Source organism: Pantoea sp. RG18, assembly GCF_025910075.1.
In the GTDB taxonomy this organism is placed as follows: Bacteria; Pseudomonadota; Gammaproteobacteria; order Enterobacterales; family Enterobacteriaceae; genus Pantoea; species Pantoea agglomerans.
Window position 1 is genome coordinate 1 of sequence record NZ_JAPCIL010000027.1, and the last position, 19656, is coordinate 19656.

15 protein-coding genes and 1 pseudogene are annotated in these 19656 nt (G+C 51.3%); 10 read left to right on the top strand and 6 right to left on the bottom strand.

Annotated elements, in window-relative coordinates:
* From OK409_RS21620 to OK409_RS21635, 4 genes and pseudogenes are all read left to right on the top strand, one after another.
* Positions 1-1660, top strand: a pseudogene (locus OK409_RS21620) (hypothetical protein); the annotation flags it as partial.
* Between the two features lie 393 nt (positions 1661-2053).
* Positions 2054-3268, top strand: coding sequence for a TolC family protein (locus OK409_RS21625; protein WP_071778629.1), 1215 nt, complete (start codon positions 2054-2056; stop codon positions 3266-3268).
* A 142-nt stretch (positions 3269-3410) separates the two neighbouring features.
* A complete protein-coding gene (locus tag OK409_RS21630; protein WP_256850032.1) occupies positions 3411-5633 on the top strand; it encodes a type I secretion system permease/ATPase in 2223 nt (740 codons plus the stop codon).
* The gene (locus tag OK409_RS21635; protein ID WP_010257175.1) at positions 5630-6874 is read left to right on the top strand and encodes an HlyD family type I secretion periplasmic adaptor subunit; all 1245 of its coding nucleotides are present in this window, start codon (positions 5630-5632) and stop codon (positions 6872-6874) included. The genes OK409_RS21630 and OK409_RS21635 overlap by 4 nt, the downstream gene beginning before the upstream one ends.
* 62 nt (positions 6875-6936) lie before the next feature.
* Here the strand turns inward: OK409_RS21635 and OK409_RS21640 are convergent, their stop codons facing one another.
* Positions 6937-7254, bottom strand: coding sequence for a NirD/YgiW/YdeI family stress tolerance protein (locus tag OK409_RS21640; protein WP_033760000.1), 318 nt, complete (start codon positions 7252-7254; stop codon positions 6937-6939).
* Between the two features lie 40 nt (positions 7255-7294).
* The gene (locus tag OK409_RS21645; protein ID WP_264367523.1) at positions 7295-10192 is read right to left on the bottom strand and encodes an autotransporter outer membrane beta-barrel domain-containing protein; all 2898 of its coding nucleotides are present in this window, start codon (positions 10190-10192) and stop codon (positions 7295-7297) included.
* Positions 10193-10703: 511 nt separating this feature from the next.
* On the opposite strand from OK409_RS21645, the gene OK409_RS21650 reads away from it, so the two are divergent.
* Entirely contained in the window at positions 10704-11063 is a 360-nt protein-coding gene (locus OK409_RS21650; RefSeq protein ID WP_264367524.1) for a DUF333 domain-containing protein, read from the top strand.
* Between the two features lie 537 nt (positions 11064-11600).
* On the opposite strand, the gene OK409_RS21655 is transcribed toward OK409_RS21650, so the two are convergent.
* From OK409_RS21655 to OK409_RS21665, 3 genes are all read right to left on the bottom strand, one after another.
* Positions 11601-11804: an Hha/YmoA family nucleoid-associated regulatory protein gene (locus OK409_RS21655; protein ID WP_010257166.1), complete on the bottom strand. Its 204-nt coding sequence runs from the start codon at positions 11802-11804 to the stop codon at positions 11601-11603.
* A 234-nt stretch (positions 11805-12038) separates the two neighbouring features.
* A complete protein-coding gene (locus OK409_RS21660; RefSeq protein ID WP_033744181.1) occupies positions 12039-12482 on the bottom strand; it encodes a PACE efflux transporter in 444 nt (147 codons plus the stop codon).
* Between the two features lie 602 nt (positions 12483-13084).
* The gene (locus tag OK409_RS21665; protein ID WP_264367525.1) at positions 13085-14095 is read right to left on the bottom strand and encodes a LacI family DNA-binding transcriptional regulator; all 1011 of its coding nucleotides are present in this window, start codon (positions 14093-14095) and stop codon (positions 13085-13087) included.
* Between the two features lie 108 nt (positions 14096-14203).
* Between OK409_RS21665 and OK409_RS21670 the strand changes: the two genes are divergently transcribed.
* The 4 genes from OK409_RS21670 (at position 14204) to OK409_RS21685 (ending at position 17216) form a co-directional block, all read left to right on the top strand.
* Positions 14204-15217, top strand: coding sequence for a Gfo/Idh/MocA family oxidoreductase (locus OK409_RS21670; protein ID WP_264367526.1), 1014 nt, complete (start codon positions 14204-14206; stop codon positions 15215-15217).
* Between the two features lie 143 nt (positions 15218-15360).
* Entirely contained in the window at positions 15361-15897 is a 537-nt protein-coding gene (locus OK409_RS21675) for a tetratricopeptide repeat protein (protein WP_010257155.1), read from the top strand.
* Between the two features lie 87 nt (positions 15898-15984).
* Positions 15985-16434 carry a sigma-70 family RNA polymerase sigma factor gene (locus OK409_RS21680; RefSeq protein ID WP_033786312.1) on the top strand — a complete coding sequence of 150 codons (450 nt, stop codon included), beginning with the start codon at positions 15985-15987 and terminating at the stop codon, positions 16432-16434.
* The gene (locus OK409_RS21685) at positions 16431-17216 is read left to right on the top strand and encodes an anti-sigma factor family protein (protein WP_264367527.1); all 786 of its coding nucleotides are present in this window, start codon (positions 16431-16433) and stop codon (positions 17214-17216) included. Before OK409_RS21680 ends, OK409_RS21685 begins: the two co-directional genes overlap by 4 nt.
* A gap of 26 nt (positions 17217-17242) precedes the next feature.
* Here the strand turns inward: OK409_RS21685 and OK409_RS21690 are convergent, their stop codons facing one another.
* A complete protein-coding gene (locus OK409_RS21690; protein WP_031292304.1) occupies positions 17243-17821 on the bottom strand; it encodes a YceI family protein in 579 nt (192 codons plus the stop codon).
* A 697-nt stretch (positions 17822-18518) separates the two neighbouring features.
* On the opposite strand from OK409_RS21690, the gene arnB reads away from it, so the two are divergent.
* Entirely contained in the window at positions 18519-19655 is a 1137-nt protein-coding gene (gene arnB, locus OK409_RS21695; protein WP_264367528.1) for a UDP-4-amino-4-deoxy-L-arabinose aminotransferase, read from the top strand.
* Position 19656 lies beyond the last annotated feature (1 nt).

Here is a 19656-nt window from a genome sequence, read left to right on the forward strand (position 1 = left end):
TGCCATCGTGGTGTGGCAGTCGGCGAGCGGAGACGGCTCCGGCAGCTGCGTCAAGGGTCAGCTGCTGGATGCGAAAGGTCAGCCGGTCGGGGCGGAGTTCACGGTGAACGCCACCACAGCGGGCGACCAGATCACGCCGCAGGTTACCGTGCTGTCAGATGGCACTTTCCAGGTGGTGTGGAGCACGGATTCCGGTGCGCATATCAAGGGTCAGGGTTATACCTACAGCTACGACGGTGCGGGTAACGTGAACGGCGTCGTGACTAATGGCGCAGAGTACAATGTGGACTCCAGCACCGCCGCCAGCAAAATGCGCGTTCCGGTGATCACTTCGCTGGAAGACGGCGGTTATCTGGTGGTTTGGGAAGCGAGCCTGAACGGCAACTGGACGGTTTATGGCCGTCAGTATGACGCAAACGGCACGCCGGTCACGGCGGAGACCGTGCTGGCAACCACGACCCTGAACGCAAATGCCATCATTCCTGAATGGGAGCCGTTACCATCTGTTACAACGCTGGAAAATGGCCAGGTTGCGATTACTTATGCGATTAAAGCCACCGGATATGATGTTGGTGTGTCAGTTTATGATCCGTCAACGCATGCTGTAACAGGCAGCTTCGTAGCGAACCAGACCCTGACTAACAATCAGGCGTCATCCGCAGTCAGTGCGCTGCAAAACGGCAACTACGTGGTGACCTGGGACTCTAACGATACCAGCGGACCGGATCAGAATGGTTACAGCGTCTGGGGCCGCATCTACGCGGCAGACGGTACGGCGCTGACCAGCGAGTTCCTGATCAACACCACGACGGCTGGCGATCAGCACATGGCGAGGGTGGTCAGTCAGGCTGACGGCAGCTTTATTGCCGTTTTCCTGTCAACAACCGACATCGCACCGGGTGCAGGTACCAGCGGTATCTACGCACAGTACTTTGATGCAGCGGGTAATAAAGTGGGCCAGCAGATCCAGATCAACCAGCTGACCTATGGTGAGCAGGTTGAAGTCGATGCGACCTTCCTTGCGGGCGGTCAGCTCTACGTGACCTGGACCGATCAGGGCGTGGGCGACGGCGATGGCTCAGCAATCAAAGGCCGCTTAGTTGATCTGAACGAGACACTGGGACTGACGTCTGAAACGGGATCGACGCATATTGAGTATCAACCTGCTCAGTACGATCTTAATGGCACTTCAGGTAATGATGTACTGGATGCACGCGGCGCGAATTCCGTCGATGCAAAAGAGGGCGATGATACTATCGTCATTAACAGTACTCATTTTAGCAGTGTGAAAGGAGGAGAGGGTCACGATACGCTGGTCTGGGATTCTAATAACGATTTAGAACTCGGAACGGTATCAGGCAAAATTAGTGGAATTGAAGCTATCCATCTGGGTAATAACACGGCGCAGACATTATTTATCAGCGCCAGCGATGTGCTCGAAATTACTAAAGATAATGGTAGTGAAGCGAACACATTACATATTACGGGAGATGTGGGAAGCTCAAACAATAGTAATGCAACTGATACCGTTAATATTGGAAAGTCAGAATGGACGGCTTCGGCCGCACAAACTGAAAATGGCGTTAATTATGACGTCTATACCAATAATGATGACACCACTGTCAAGCTGTTAATCCAGCATGGCTTAAACGTTATCTGATAGAACTGGCGATGACTTCGGTCATCGCCAGCTTTTTTTCACATCAAACTCACCTGATGGGCCTGTTTAAGGCAGGCCCATCAGGTGAGCCCCAGATCTGATTGCGCAGATGAAAAAAATAAATAAAGGCATGTGAGCAGCATGTAAAACCTAAATATTTCTTTTTAGCAGAATTAACGTTGCCATATGACATGTCGGGCGGTTAAAACAGTTCCGGTCGCAGGATTGAATTAGCGACAGAGAAATTAGCCATCCCACTTTATTTGTTATTTTGAGTTAACTATGAAAAAAAACTTGTTCACTACAAAATCCAGATGTTCGCTGCATGGTTTAATTGCGGGGTTGCTATTTTTTAATCCCCTGTTAAATGCCCATGCAACGGACTTTATTGAAATGATTCGTATGACAGCCGACCATCCGTCGGTAAAGTCTGCTTTATCAAACAGCACCGGTGCTATGTATGATATCGATCAGGCAAAAGCCGCTGATGGTTTTCAGGTCAGCACGGGTATCAGCGCATCAGGATATTCAGGTCAACCCGGTTATGAGAATAACCCTGTCTCCCCGCATATCACTGTAAGTAAATTACTTTACGATCACGGACGTACTGATGCGAGCGTTGCCGGAAAGCAGGCTGCTTATTCCATGCAGCAGGCTCAGGTAAATGTCACGCGCGAAAATCTCAACGAGCAGGTGCTTTCTCTTTTTACCTCTGCAGCCACTAATGCCACAGTTGTCGCTGTGCTGGATAAAGAAATTAACGCACTGCAGGATCTACTTAATCGGGTAAAGAATATTGCCAGTATTGATAGCGGCAGAGCTTCTGAGATCAATCAGGTTGCGACTCGCCTCAATTCGGTGATTGCCAGTCGTGAAATGAGCTACACCACCTATATACAAGCGCAGCAGCAACTCAGCTCGCTGCTGAACCACGAGATTGTTATCACCAGAGGCCTGCCCGATCTGAAAAAAGCGGGTCTGTTGCCCGCGTCACTGGCACAGGCACAACAGGTACTGAAAGAAAATCCCAACTGGGCGGTCTCACGCGAGCGTAAAGAGGAGGCGAGAGCCGCAGTGGATCTGGCCTCTAAGTGGAACAGGCCGAAATGGAGTGTGCAACTGAGTATGGACAGTCCAAAGCGCAACGGTGAAATGGAACCGTTTAAAGCGGTGACGTTACAGGTGAGCAGCGATATCAATCTTTGGGATGGTGGGGCTGGCAGGGCAAATGCCAAAGCTGAAACTCAGCGACTCATTGCCGCAGAGGCGGATCAGGATGCAACACTCCGGACATTGAAACAGCAGCTGGATCAGCTGTGGGTCTCCTTACCGCTTCGTGAACGCCAGCTCAATGCATTACAGAGACAGTCAGAAACCGCGTTGAAAACCTGGAAAGCGGGGGAGGTACAGTTCTTCGCGGGGCAGCGTCCGTTAACGGATTTAATCTCGTTTGCTACCGACTATTACACCAGTCTCGCAAGTTATCAGGAGCAGCAGATGCAGTACCTGGCTGCGCAATGGAACATCGTTGCGGCACTGGGTAAAACCAGCCAACTGGTGCAGAAGGTTAACGCTTTACCAGCGAATACCATCGAAGCGGTGCACTAATCACGCTGACGTAAAAAACGAGTATTTCTGGCCGCTGTCATGCTTTGCCGCCAGACCAGAATGAATTAGTTGTCCAGGGGACGCCATTGTGACTGATATACAATTTGAGCCTGCTGGCTCTGAACTGAATGCTGAAAACAGAGTGTTATCCAGATCGCCATCAGATACGCAGGAGACTTTGCTGGTTGCACTGCAAAGCGCACTGCGCCTGTTTGACGTCCGGCTTACGCTAAATGCTTTACGTGTGGGTATGCCTGCATTTCCACCAGACGCTGATATCAGCGCCCAGAATGACTGGGCATTGCGCACGCTGCAGAGCCGCGGCATGAGTGCTGCCTGGCAGAAGATTGACCTGACGGATGTGAAAAGCTTTGTTCTCCCCGCCATCATGCGTCTGGAAACGGGCTACTGCGTGCTGACACAGTGTAGCGAAAAGAAGTGCGCCATTATCGATCCCGCACTGGGCAGCCAGCCTGTTGAGGTCGATTTCGCTCGCCTGGCTCAGCACTATAGCGGCGAGTTGCTGCTGCTGCGACCTAAGTCTTATCTTGATCATCGTGCCGATGACATTGTCCATGTCGGTAAAGGGCACTGGTTCTGGAATACTTTGTGGGGATTCAAACGTTATATCTTTGAAGCCGCCGCATTGTCAGTCGTTATTAACCTGCTCGTTCTGGCGATGTCCGTATTCACCATGACGGTTTATAACCGGGTACTGCCTAACCAGACCTACGTAACACTCTGGACGATGGCTATCGGCGTGAGTCTGGCGTTGTTGTTTGAACTGGCTGCACGGCTGGGTCGGGCCTGGATTACCGATCGCGCCGGTAAAAAGATCGATCTGGTGTTGGGCGCACAACTTTTTCGTCACGTGCTGAACGGCAAAATGTCGGGTCGAGCCCAATCCAGCGGTGCATTTGGCAATGTCATGCAAAGCTTTGACAGCGTCCGCGAGCTTACTACGTCAGCCGCTTTAACGACGGTTGCTGACTTACCCTTTGTTTTACTCTTCCTGGTTGTAATCCATCTGGTTGCCGGGCCACTGGTCTGGTGTGTGATCCTGATATTAGTGGTCATCGTGGCGATGGTGCTGCTGATGCAGATCCCTTTGAAACGCCACGCTGAAGAGTCAATGAAAATAGGCAGTAACCGTTACGGTCTGGTTATTGAATCACTGGATAATCTTGAGACCATCAAAGTTCTGCGTGCTGAAAACCTGGTCGCCTCTAAACACGATGTTGCCAGCGTAAAACTCTCTGCAGTGAATATGAAATCGCGGTTCCTTGCCACTATGGGCTCAAGCGTCATTCAGACGACCCAGCAGTTTGGTACCGTTATTCTGCTGGTCTGGGGTGCTTATCTGGTCGGTGATGGTGATATCTCAATGGGAGGCATCATTGCCACTATGACCCTGATGGGGCGCGCCATAATGCCCATAGCAACGCTTGCCGCGCTGGGATTGCGTATTCAGCAGGCAAAAACCTCGCTGGCCATCCTCAATAAAGTGATGCAGGCCCCTGCTGAACGCGATAATGAGAAGGTTTATGTGCAGCTTCCCCAGGGCAGCCAGACCGGGATTGTCTGTCAGGGCGTTTCATTACGTTATAAAGACGATTTACCTGCCATCGTTGAGCAGCTAGATGTCCGGTTCTGTCAGGGCGAGCGGGTTGCCATACTGGGCAAAATGGGCAGCGGTAAATCTTCGCTGCTGCGCATGCTGGTTGGGCTATATCCACCCACAACAGGCACGATCACCATTGCTGGCGTAGATATAGGCCAGGTCGAGCCGGTGGAATTACGGACTCGTATCGCGCTGGTCAATCAGGAACCACGTTTTATGTATGGTTCGCTGCGTGACAACCTGGTGATGGGAGCACCCTATGCCAGCGACGAAGAACTGATGGCCGCTGCAAAAATGACCGGGGTGAGTGATATTGTCGCGGCCCATCCCATGGGCTTTGGTATGCCTGTCAGTGAGCGAGGTGAAAACTTTTCCGGTGGACAAAAGCAGGCGATAGCCCTGGCTCGCGCCATTCTGTCGAATCCGGATGTTCTGCTACTGGACGAACCTACATCGGGGATGGATATGGGGTCGGAACGCACTATCCTGCAGGCGCTCATCCCGGCAATGGAAGGCCGAACCGTGATTATCGTGACCCACCGTCCGGCAGTGCTGAAATACGTTGATCGGGTGATTGTGATGGATGAAGGCATCAAAGTAGCTGATGGGCCGCGTGAAGAGATTATCGGTTTATTAAACAGCGGGAAGATCCCGGCCGCATCGGTGCTGCGTAACGCAGCGAAACATGCTGGCGTTGAGATAAGCACAGAGCGTCAGCCACAATCTGGCGAGGTAACAGTATGAGCAGCCTGTCCCCTGATAAAAACGTTGATCAAAAGCGCCTGACCGAACATACAGCCAGTGACATGGTGAGGGCCGCCCGTCAGGATCGCTGGGAAGGCTGGCTATTTATTGCCTGGGGCAGCGTGGCGTTAATGGTGCTGGTAATCGTCTGGGCCGCCAATTTCAACATCGAAGAGGTGACAACCGGGTCAGCCAAAATTGTTCCCAGTTCCCGCGAACAGGTTTTGCAAAGCCTTGAGGGCGGTATTTTGCAGGAGTTAATGGTGCATGAAGGCGATACGGTTGAAAAAGGTCAGGTTGTGGCCAAAATCGATCCCACGCGCGCCGAAGCCTCCTTCCGCGAAAGCGCTAACCGCCTGCTGGCACTGAAAGCCCAGGCCGCGCGTCTTGAAGCAGAAGCGACCGGCAGCGAGCTTGTGTTCCCGCCAGAGGTCATGAAAGTACCTGAACTGGTTACCCGTGAAACCGATGCCTGGAAACTACGTAAAAGGGCGGTAAATGAGTCAATTGAAGGCTATCTGAAGTCAAAAACATTGCTGCAGAAAGAGCTTGAAATGGCGCGACAGCTCTCAGCCAGATCGCTGCTGTCAAAAACTGAGGTTCTGAAACTTGAGCGTCAGATGAATGATGCCGAATTGCAAATTACCGAGCGAAAAAACCGCTACCGTAACGAGGCTAACGATGAACTGTCCAAAGTCGATGTTGAGATGACAAGCCTGCAGGAAACTGCCCATGGCCGCCATGATACGCTTGAGCGTACTGAAGTTCGCACGCCAGTACGAGGCATTGTTAACAGTATTAAAATCAATACGCTTGGCGGTGTGATCCAGCCTGGTGCCGCAATAATGGAGGTGACACCATTGGATGATCAACTGCTGGTGGAAACCCGTATCCGGCCCTCTGATGTGGCTTTTCTGGCGCCCGGTCAGGAAGCTGTGGTAAAAATTTCTGCCTATGACTATTCGATTTATGGCGGCCTGACCGGACATGTTCAAAGTATCAGTTCGGGCGCGCTAAAAGATGAGGAAAGTAAGGCTGCCCGCAGGCCAGGCGTCGATGATACTTATTACCGGGTGATGGTATTAACGGAAAATAATACGCTGACGAAAAGCGGCAGTCAGGAACTACGGGTTATTCCCGGTATGACGGCCACCGTTGATATTCGTACGGGCGAGAAGAGCCTGCTGCAATATCTGTTGCGTCCTCTGTTGCGCGTACAGGAAGCGTTTCGCGAAAAGTAAAACCTGCCCTGAATGTAAAAAAGCCAGCGCTATAGCTGGCTTTTTTACACAGAAGTCCGGAATTATTTCAGAATGAAGAGCCGATCAACATCGATTTCGCTATGCCCGTCATCGCGATCTACCTCACCCGTTATCCGTACCTTTTTACCAATAAGGAAGCCGTCGTCGTCTTCGTCATCTTCGTCGACATCAATACGGATACGACCCGTTGAGTCCTGTAACCAGTAGTGGTCATCGTCAGCCCGTCCACTAATCGTACCGGTAAGGGTAACATGACGTTCGTCTCGCATGTTTTTTGCTTCTGCGATGGTGGACTCCTGCCGTGCGAAAGCGGATCCTGAGCAGATCAAGGCCAGCAGCATCCATAATGTTTTTTTCATTAACACCTCCTGTTATACGAGCGCTTGCTGCACGCTGATTCTAAAAACTAAAACGGTAGCCAGCATTAACCTGACGTTGGTTAAAACGTTTTCCGTCTACCATATCGGCCTCCAGGAAGAGCGTATGGCTGCTGATTTGGGCACTCAGGCCGACGCCGTTATTCCATCCATTTCCTTTAAAGGAAAGACGTTCATTTGATCCGTTCAGAGCATAAGCAGCATCCCCGGCATACTCGCGCATTACACCCGTTTTTACATAGGTGTTGAGTTTGTAATTGCTCTGATTGATTTCATACCCTGCCAGCACGCTTGCCCGGCTCATCAGTGATTTGTAGCTTGAAAGTGTGATATTGAGACCATTAGACGCACCTACGGAAGCACCATCCTGATGACCTGCTGTCAGCTGTAGTTGCGGTTCAAGATAAAAACCTGCCAGCCGATCAGAGAAGCTGAACTTTTTGCCCGCCTCAAGCGATCCGCTCAGACCTGAAGAGACACCGTTACCGGATACCTGGTTATTCTGTGTATCGTGAACATTGAACTGATTCCTCAGCCGGTTGACTTTCACAACGCCATCAACATAGAAACCGGCATCATTTACCCAGGTGGTGTAGAAGCCATAATGCTCAGAACGGATGTTGCCGTTACCATTTTGGTAATGAGGCGATCCTTCAGTTACCCCCATGAACAGGCCCAGATAGATCGGAATTTCATCGGACAAACGTTTATCGACCCCAAACTGATAACCGGTGTAGTTCAGGCTGAAACGGCTCAGCTTGCCATTATCAAAGCCGCTGAACCGTCCATCTATAGCGCGCAGCCAGACATTTCCGGCTGTCTTCCCCTGACGAACATCACCCATACGCTGCATCAGCGTCTGCATTTCGGCATAGTTCATCAGATAGCCAGTGTTGAGGAAGTTAGCCCCTGCGTTGGCCGTGCTGGTAATGGGGGAAGTTGCGTTGTCTTGCCCGGCAGGCGCCGTGCCACCGTTATCGGCTGGAGTCGCGGCAGGCTCATTAGCAGGAGTCGCGGCAGGTTCATTAGCAGGAGTCGCGGCAGGCTCATCCGCAGGGATAACGGCCGGATCATCTGCTTCAGGGGTTTCTGATGCTTTAGGTGAGGAGAGTACCCAGTTGTTGCCTTGCTTATTGACCGAGTAAACATAGCCACCAAGTTCCACGTCGGCGTTGCCTTTAAAGGTGGCGATGCCATCAGTCGTTTCAACCACAGTCAGTACTTCGTTGCCAGTGGTGACGGCACTGCCGCGGTTCTGTATGGTCAGACCGTAATCACCGGAACTACTCTCTGTCACCACAACTTTATCGCCAATGTTATTCACGCCAGCACCATCGCCTGCCAGATTGGTGCGCAAGGCGAAGTCGCCGCTGCCGCTGAGGTTGGCGATAGTCAATGTTGAATAGGTTGCGTCATCCGAGGCTGCAGAGAGGTCAACCAGCGAGTTACTCAATGTCAGATTATCGACATTGGATGTTCGCGATACATTCCAGGTGCTGTCGGTCAGATTAACGTTCAGATGGCCATTATTGACGTTATCGCTGCTGGCGCTGCCAGACCAGAGTGAACCCGATGTCAGATTGAGGTCGATGAGTCCGGCCCGGGATAAAACGCTACCAACGATCTGCGCTTTTCCGTCGGTGGTAATGACACCTGCTGCATAACCATCATCATATTGCGTAGCCATGGCTATCCCATCCGGGGAGCCCATATCAATGGTCAAATCACCCGTAAGATTCGCTTTACCACCAGCCATGGCGTAGACACCTGTAGCATTCTCCGGGCCGGTAATGGTCACTGCATCACCGTTAACTGTGCCACCGCTTGTGGACCAAATACCCAGGGTCATGGTATCCACATTTTTCATCATAATATCGGTGTTCTGCAGATTAATGGTTGCGCCGGTTGACTGTGCGGATACGCCATAAAAACCTGCTGAATAGACCGTATTGCGTTCTTCTTCACTGCCAATGAAGTTAACGATGGCATTGTCGCCCATAGCCACAATGCCGCCAGTCTGATCAGAGGAGATCACGCTACCAGCACCAATGTTTGAGAGGCTGTTGTCACGGCCTGACAGACCTGCAGAGGTCTCACCCGCAGTACTGATTGTCAGATGATCGGCCTTCAGCTCACCCCAGCTCCAGATGCCAGCAGAAAGATCCCCAGTGGTAATAATGGTCGAGTTGCTGCCCAGATCAATCGAACCATTATCCTGGATATTAATACCCTGCGAATTATTGCCAAGGGTGTTGATCGTCAATGCATTTGCTTTCAACGTGGCCACGCCATTAATCGACTCACCGGTCAGGTTATCAACCTGAACGGCATTACTGTTAAGACCATTCGTCTGTAAATTACTGTCGTCGCCCAGACTGGCGTGACTTCCGTAACCACTGACGCGCAGAGCCGTTCCGCCAGTGCCCTGGGTGCTTATTTGCAGGTTATTTGCCTGCAGCGAGGAACTATTGCTGACAACGACGCCCTCGGCGAAAGAATCACCTGATGCTACCGTGGTGACCGAGGAACCTGATCCTAAACTGGCGGTTACATTTTTTCCGCCGAACTCAATGCCGACCGCTGTTTTACCGGAAACGTTGAGGGTTAACTTATCTGCAGTAAATTCACTGTTTGCCGCTTCAATAAAAATCCCTTTTGCATAACGTTCAGCATCTGTCACGCGAACTGTGCTGCCGCTGCCGATGGTAACCGTTGCGGCGGTAGCGCCATTAACCAGGATGCCATAATAACCGTCGCCAGATGACTGGTCGGCAATCAGCGTGGTGCCATCAGTTAAGATGATCTCATTGCCTGTCTGGCTTCCGATGACTGCAGCATAGCTAATCAGAGGCACAACCCCCATCCCACTTGCCAGCATTAATGCTTTTGCGATTTTATTTCGCGGGAATTTATTATTCATCTCAGTCACTCTTCCTTAAGAATTTATTGATAGTCTGATCGTTAAATGGCACCTGAATCGTGAGTTGTTATTCAGGTGTTAAGCAGCAGCGATATTTAAGCGATACCAATAAGTTGTAGGTTTTATTGATCCCATTAATGGCAGTGCGCATACAAATGTTGCGGGATTATGCAGCGGGAAAAGGATTTATGTAAAGGCATCGCAAGTGTGCCTGTTTTAAGTAAACGTTAAAGGCGATGCCGTATCCGCGATGAATTTCCATTAAAAATTAAGATAATGCATCGATTGTAATAATGGGGTTTTTGTTAATTCTCTTCACATGCATTCTAATTTTGGCTTTATTCATTTTTTAATCACTGCATTAAAGGTCTATCTGCTTATGTGTCGCGTGAGGTTGTTAAGCGCGGGTTTAGTGGCAGCACGCTATAATTATGCATCGATACCCATAGTGGTGAGTGCAGAGTGGACGGCAGAATGGAAACATGATGATTGTCACCCCTGAGGTTAACATGTGGCAGGAGAAAGGAGGATTCCTGATAAAGTCGTTGTTGTGCTATCAGACTTAATCACACCACTGGAGGGTAAATGCTTAATTCAAAAAAATAAGGTTAAGAGAGGTTTTATGATCGTCACAAACAGGTTAGCAGGAGTTTCACTGATGTTACTGGCTTCACTACTTATCGCCTGCACACCGCACAGCAAACAACCGCAGCGTTTAACAATGCGTAATCCAGCCAGTGAATATTGCGTTAATCGCGGTGGTCAGCAGGTCCAGGAAAAATCTTCGGCAGGTATAACAACCTATTGCCTGCTACCCTCTGGAGAAAGGATTGAGCAGTGGGCTCTGTATCATCGTGACCATCTGAAATGAATTCCCGTTTTGTTCGCCTGCATGCTCCCTGTTCGGGCGAACAACATTTAAAAGTAATGGTATTGCATCATCTGAATCTGCTTAATACATCCTTGGTTAACGACTGAGCAGATTTTTTATCGCCCTGACACGATTTGCCGTTCCGGGATCGGTGCTGGTGGATCATGAGCTATATTGGCAGCATATCGCCTGAACAGATAATCATTATCGTAGTCGTGTGAGTCCGGAAGGCATTATTAGTACGAGCTTTCTCTGAATACGACAGATGAAGCCAGTTTTGGCGTCCTATTTAAAACGGTTTACAGTGGTCTGGCAGGTTTGTCTTACTATTTCTTACAGCGCTTTATGTCGTGCGTTTGTTGAGAATGACAGAGCATCACAGCACTAAAGGTGATGCTCTGATTTATCTGTTCACCGATTCTGCCCGACGGAGATCAAAATGCATCGCGCCAGGATTATCAGGAATTGATGATCTGCAGGGTGATCAGCCCTCAGCAGATAATGGGTTATGAGTGATCCTGCCCTCCTTTTTACGCCTCAGCACACTAGTCTCCATACTTCTGAAGGAACTTCACTATAGGTTTCATTCATTATTAGTTCGGCTTTACGATGATCGTAAGCGCCTTCAAATGAAGAGAGGTCGTCACCAGGCAGTTTTTTCCGCATATAGCTTGTTACGATATCCAGAATATCGGTTGACGGGCAGTTCCTTAACTTATTCAGATAGTAGACTTTGTCCATAATATTCTTGCTGCTTTAACCTGTGAAATGAGCTTATACGCAGTCTGAACTTAATTTATGCAGACGCGCCGTTATATCAATGCTGCCAGGCGAGAGTAAGCTTCTCCTGACAACAGATATACTTGTTTCCTTACGCATCGGATACATTCGGGCGCGATCACTCGCACGCGAAGTTCCATTAGCCGGCTAAGCGAAAGGTTAATTTCTGAAAGTAAATTTTAATGGCATGATACATTAATTTAATATCTTCATTGATTTTGCTGATCTTCCCCAATCCCATAACAAATTGAACAGAAAAGCATAGGTCAGAAAAAATAGCACCAGTCCGGATTCAAGTCTCAATGCTGAGAATAGCGTAATATCCAGCCACCATGCTGCAAAGGGGATTAACACTAATAACAGACCCGCCTCAAACAGAACGGCATGGAGGCATCTCACTCGCAAGTTCTTTTTAAATCCTGTTTTTAGCTGAACACTGTCAAACATCAGGTTGAAAAGGTAGTTCCATCCCATAGCCAGAGTTGATGAAACCAATGTAAGCAACAACGACTGCGATGGTGCTGCGGAGGTAAAAATAATCAGGATAAAGAAAACCAGCACATTAGCGACAACTTCGAATACCACCGCGTGCAGCACTCTCTCAGTTCTGGTACGCACCGGATATAAACACTTTTCCAAATCATACGCTCATTAATTAGTCAGGCACCGAACTGGCGCAGGAAAAATTCAGGGTGGCCGTAATATCAGTGAAACGGTTCTTCATACTGCCCTGTTTTAAACCGACGAGAACTTAGCATCAACCTGGCAGAAAGTGAAACCCAATAGGAATATGACGATAAAAACCCATTAAGTTTTGATATTGATCAACTCTGCAAAGTACGCTTTTAATGGCTAACCGTTCAGGACTGCGAGTGTTATTCCTGCTCTGTTTCCGCACCTCTGTCGCACATTAATTCACCCGTTTCACTTCGCTGTTTGTTCAGTCGGATACGATATTAACGTCATCAGCCTGCATCTGAATATTAAAACCATAAAAAATGCATATATAGATTTATCTTTTAATATTTAGATGATAGTTAGATTTTTTATCTGACATAAAGGGGCGGTTTCAGCTTGTCACTGCGATCAGATTATCTGTGGCAGGCTGTTTTTTATGCACTTCTGAGCCAGTGAGCCACTTTCCCGGGCACTGTCTCGCGCGGGAAATAGTGCTGAATGCAATGATCGACGGCAGGTAAAGCATATTTCTTTACCGGTGGATATGACACAACGGGCAATTGTTACAGACAGTTTTCTGCCGTATAAATGATGAAATCCACTTTTCCTTTAATGTAGATATCGGGTTTCTCTCCCTGCTCCAGATAATTCAGCATCAGCTGCAGCGCGAGCTGGGCATGCTGCCGGGTGTTTTGATCCAGTGTCAGCGCAACGCTCTGCTGCGCCATCAGCGTGCGGGTGGTGGCGTAAAGCTCATGAGTGATCCAGATGCACTGATTCAGCCGACGATGTCGTGCCAGCGCCTGCCCGATCTCGGTATTCCCCAGCCCGGTGTTATAAATGCCCTGCAGATGACCGCTCTGTACCAGCTGCTTCTCCAGCAACTTACTGAGGGTGTCGCGATTTTCCTGGGCGGCCAGAACTTCACGTAACTGAAGATGGGGAAACCGACTGGTTATCAGGTCACGAAACCCTTCAATACGCTGACGATGCGCACTGTAATCCCGGTGCCCACTGACCATCAACACCTCACCGGGCTGATGCAGCATTTTGCCCATCAGCTGAGCGGCTGTACGTCCGGCCTGCAACTGATTGATCCCCACATGACAGAGCCGGGCGGCACCGGGTAAATCGGTGACCAGCGAGATCACCGGTACGCCACGTGCCTGGCAATGGTCCAGCGCCTCATAGATCGCCGGATGTTCATGGGCAAAAACGATCAGACCATCCCGCGTTTCACCGCCCTGCCTGATAAGCTTTGCCAGACGTTCTGGCTGAGCCTCGGGGACAAAAGTGCGGCGCAGCGTTAACCGGCGATAGCCCAGATGCGAGGCAACCTCAGTAAAATCCTGTGCCAGCTGCTTAAAGAAAAATGAATCGTTGCTGCTCAGCAGCAGTTCTATATGCCACGGATGACGATGCTCTTCCGGCAGGATCCGCTTCAGCCCGACTTCACGTGCTGCCTGCAGCACCCTGTGAACCGTCTCCGGCGCGACGCCGCCACGTTCATTGAGCACCCGATCCACGGTTGCCAGTCCCACACCTGCCCGTCGGGCGACCTCTTTCAGCGACATGCCGATCTCCTCTGAGGTAAACACCTCAAAACACCGTGCCGCCAGTGTAAAACGCAGCGTTATCCTGCAGATGCATCTTTCTGCCGGACTATGATGGAGTTCAAAAAAATGAATAAAAAGCAACGTGTTGCCCTGCTGGGGTGTGGCTTTATTGGTGAAGTTCATGCCGCGAATCTTCAGGCGCACCCCGGAGTTGAGTTGGTATGGGTTGCGGATGCGGATACCGCGCGCGCCGCCGCCTTTGCGACCCGCTTTGGTGCCCGGGCCGCGTCTGTCACTGAGGCGATAAATGATGAGCAGATTGATATGGTGCTGATCGCCAGCGCGACGCCGACCCATGCTGACTTACTGGAAGCCGCAGCCCGCGCCGGTAAAGCCATCTACTGTGAAAAACCGGTCGATCTCTCTCTTGATCGGGCCCGCTCTGCCGTGGCTAATGTTCTTCCTTACAACGTGCCGGTCACAGTAGGGTTTAATCGGCGTTTTGATGTCAGCCATCAGCAGCTGAAGCAACAACTCCGCCAGGGGCGGATCGGCCCGGCGGAACTGATTCAGATGGTCTGCCGCTCCTCAGCCATGCCGCCGCTGGCCTATCTTCAGGCGTCCGGGGGACAGATGCGCGATCAGGCTATCCACTTTTTTGACCTGCTGCGCTGGCTGACTGAAGAGGAGGTGAAAGAGGTGGCAGCGATGGGTGCAGCGCTGGCTCTGCCCTCGATCAGCGAATTTGACGACGTGGACACCAGCACGCTGCTATTGCGGCTGCAGGGCGGGGCGCTGGCACAGCTCGATAATGTCCGCCGCACCGGCTATGGCTACGATGAACACATCAGTGTGATGGGACCGCACGGGATGCTGGAATCAGCCTCTCAGCCACAGCGCGGCGTCAGCTGCTATCAGGGTGCGCAGATTCAGCAGCCAGGCTTGTTGCCCGACTGGTTCAGCCGGGTGCAGCCAACTTACTATGCTCATCTGGATGCGTTTATCCGATCGCTGAACGGTGAGCAGGTTGACGATCTTCCTGGCCTTGAGGATGGACTGAAAGCCCAGGCGATTGCGGAAGCTGCGGTGATTTCCCTGGCGGAACGGCGTTTCTGTGCGGTGGAAAAACTACCGTTCTGATTCAGCGTGGCACCCTGGCAAAAAATAATTTTATTTTTATCGAATAGAAACCGGCGCTGAGCTGTTTACCGTACAGCGCCGCGCTAGCGGACTGCATCCGGCGGGCTTTATCGCCTGTCTCACAGACCCGATAAGGATAAATTATGACAACGCGTTCTGGTTTTTCTCTGCTTGCCGTTCCGGCACTGCTGCTGATGCTGCACTCTCCGCTGAGTATGGCGATGGGCGACAATGACAGTGATAAAAAGACGCCTGACTGCCCCAAAGGTCAGGTCTATGACAGTCACACTAAAAGTTGTGTGCCTGAGAAGACCAGCAAGCTGAGTGACGACGATAAAACCCGCTATGCATGGCATCTGGCGAAAAAGGGCGAATATCAGGCGGCGCTGAACCTGCTGGATACGCTGAAAAATCAGGATACCCGCGAAGCCTGGAACTATCGTGGTTACGCTACCCGTAAACTGGGCCGCACGGACGAGGGCATTGGCTATTATCAGCGCGCCATTGCACTTGATCCCCGTTACGCTAAAGTGCGTGAATATCTGGGCGAAGCCTGGATGATCAAAGGGCGTCCGGATCTGGCGCGCGAACAGTTAAAAACCATTGCCGGGATTTGTGGCACAGACTGCGAGGAATATCGCGATCTGCAGGCCGCGATCAATGGCCACCCCGAGGTCTGATGCGGAAGGGAGGAGCGAAAAATCACTCACAGTGACATCCGTCAGCACCTTGCGGAACATCTGACGCGGCTCTGGCGTTACGGCTATGTGCTGTCACACAACCGTGACATGGCAGAAGAGCTGGTGCAGTCAACCTGCGTACGCGCGCTGGAACGCAGCGCGCAGTTCACGCCGGGCACACGCATTGATCGATGGCTTTTTTCGATCCTTCACTCCATCTGGGCCAGTGATTTACGGGCGCGAAAGGTCCGGCAGGGACAGGGATTCGTGGATCCCGATGCGCTGCTGGCCGCAGACAACCACACCAACAGCGACGACAACCGCCATTTCCAGCGCATTATGCTACAGGTTAACGTCTTACCCGAGGCGCAGCGTAATGCACTGTTTCTGGTGTATGTCGAAGGGCTGACCTATCAGGAGGCGGCAGAGACGCTCTCGGTTCCCATTGGCACTATTATGAGCCGTCTGGCCGCCGCACGTGCCACGCTGGCCAGACAGCCGGCGACCTCGCCCGCACAGCAGGAGAAACGGAGATGAACAGGGAAACTTTTACGCCACCGTGGCGTGACGAGGCGATCGTTGCCTGGCTGGATGGTGAGATGACGCCACAGGAAGCCGTGCAGTTTGAGCAGGCGATGGCAGGGGATCCCGAACTGGCGGCACGGGTTGAGCATTTACAGCACAGTAATCTCGATTTTGAACAGGCTTTTGCGCCGCTGCTGGAACAGGCACCGCAGGCCAGAATGGCACAGCAACTGGCAGCCATCACGGCACCAGAGTCAATGCCAGCCAAAGGCTACAGCCGTCGGGCACTGATTGCTGCGTCTGTCAGCTTTTTGCTGGTGGGCAGCGGCATCGGTTTCCTGGCAAGACCGGAAGATGATGAGAAAGATGAAAGCCAGAATATCCGCGATCTGGAGGCGCGTTATATGTCGCTCTACAGTGCTGAAACGCTGGCCGATACGCCTGATGACGCCGCCATGCTGCAGAAGGGGCTGGACCGAACCCGACTCGATTTAGGATTGCAGCTGCATCCACAGCAACTCAGCCTGCCAAGAGCTGAACTGAAAATGGTGCGGATCCTGCGCTACGAACGGACGTCGATTGCACAAATCGCCTGGCTGCATGCTGATTATGGCCCGATGGCGCTCTGTATCTCGCCTGAGCCGGACAGCGCGAATCCCATCGCCCATGAAAAGCGCCATGGCATGCAGCTGGCCTGGTGGAAGCGTGACGGCTATCAATATGTGCTGATTGGCCGCAACCCACCGGCTCAACTGGCTGCCACAGCGGAAACATTGCAGACAGCACTCAGTTAATCCGGCGGACCCTTCAGCGGTTACCGCTACAGCGGCTTTCTGCCCTGCGCGGCAATGGCCAGCGCAATGTTGACGCGATCATCAACCACCCCGACCAGCCGATCCATTCCGAAGGCTGAGCGGGAGATGGCGGTGGTGGCATGCAGCGCCAGCGAGCCTGAAGCCGGATCAATTGTCTTTCCGCTGTCCAGCGAGGCCAGCATCACGACTGGCCGGCTGACATTTTTAACCGTCAGCACACCAAAAATACGGTAATTCCCGCCACCCAGTGAGGCCACGCGACTGCTGACAAAGTGAATGTTTGGGTAACGCTCTGCATCAAAAAACAGATTACTTTTCAGTTGCCAGGTTAACAGGCTGTTCGAGGCCACCAGCGTCCCTACCGGAATAGTCACTTCAATACGATCGTCACGGTCTTCATCAGGATTGAGTGTCACCGTACCGGTCACACCCTGCAGTCTGGCCTGCGAAAATTGGTGACCAAAGGCGCGCCATGAAAGGCCTATCGACGTTTTATCGGGGGTAATGGCATAGGTTACCGGCGCGGCGTAAAGCACCGGGCTGAGCAGGGCTAACAGAGTGCATAAACAGGCGGCACGCATCATCACTATTTTCTCTTTTTTAGGCAGACCCAACGTTAACGCCTGAAACCGCGATCCTATTCACTTTTTTTAGCACTGTTTTTACCTTACAGGCACAGATAATCTGACAGATATTAACTGACTGTCACCTGAGAATCACCAAAGTGTAATGATTATTGCCAGGGCAGAACATTAATAACGAAAAATATTAAGAATACATTAAGACGGCTTTATTAATCTGTGATTCATTCTGAGATGAGCGGAGCGCTATTTTTTCGATGTGATACTGTGAGTAGCAGGCTGAATTTAGCCCAGCAATATCAGCGTGTTAATTTTTCTCTCCAGAAGTGACTTCATCAGGATGAGCTGAACCCTGCTCTGGTGACTGACAGAGCCTGCTGTTTTTAAACAAAATATCAATAAATCAAAAAGAGTTGAGGCCAGAGCTATTATTAGCCATTTAATTGTGAACTTTTTCTGAAGTCCTTAACTTGCTCTCCCTTGATTTTATTTAAATTCACACTCTTCATTTAATGTTCAGTTAACTTTCATACGGTAGTTTGTATTAGCAGTCCGGTAACCTTAATTCCAGAACGGGAAAGCGTGGTGTCGATAACACCCTGGCCGACTGTGAGTCATTCGCTATTTCAATTATTTTCTGGCGTTGTGCCTGATTAACAACGCGCGACAGCTTATGGGTTTGATCTGCAGGAGTTTTAGCATGGATTTTTTGCCATTTTCCCGGCCTTCATTCGGTGATGAAGAGCTGGCTGCTGTTAAAGCGGTATTTGACTCTGGCTGGATAACGACCGGGGCAAAATGCGCCGAACTGGAGCAGGCCTTTGTTCAGATGACCGGCAACCAGCACGCCATTGCAGTAAGCTCTGCCACTGCCGGAATGCATGTCACGCTGATGGCGATGGGGATCGGGCCTGGCGATGAGGTGATCACGCCGTCCATGACCTGGGTCTCTACCCTGAACCTGATCACGCTTCTGGGTGCCACGCCGGTGATGATTGATGTGGATCCCGACAACCTGATGGTCACGCCGGACCGGATAGCGCAGGCGATTACGCCCCGCACCCGCGCGATTATTCCGGTGCATTACGCTGGTGCACCTGCCGATCTCGCGCCAATCTATCAACTGGCTCAACAGCATGGCATCGCCATTATTGAAGATGCGGCTCACGCGGTGGGTACCACTTATTACCAAAAACCGGTCGGGCATCGCGGCACGGCGATTTTCTCTTTCCACGCCATCAAGAATATCACCTGCGCGGAAGGGGGCCTGGTGGTGACCGATGACGCCACTCTCGCCGATCGTATACGCAGCCTGAAGTTTCATGGCCTGGCAGTAGATGCGTTTGATCGTCATACCCAGGGGCGTCTGCCGCAGGCGGAAGTCATGATGCCGGGCTTTAAATATAATCTGCCCGATATCAGCGCGGCGATTGCGCTGGTGCAGTTACAGAAACTGCCGGGCTTTATTGCCCGCCGCCGTGAGATTGCTGAACGCTATTTTGAAGCGCTGCGCACGCTGCCGTTCACGCCGCTGTCACTGCCCGCCTGGCCACATCAGCATGCGTGGCACCTGTTTATTATTCGCATTGATGAACAGCGCTGCGGTCTGTCGCGCGATGCCTTTATGCAGGCACTGAAGACGCGGGATATCGGCAGCGGATTGCATTTCCGTGCGGCGCATACCCATAAATATTATCGCGAGCACTATCCCGATTTACGTCTTCCCGCCAGTGAACTTAACAGCCAGCAGATGTGTTCGATTCCACTGTTTCCGTCAATGACGGATCAGGATGTCGAACGTGTGATTCAGGCTTTACATGACATTGCCGGAGCCTGAG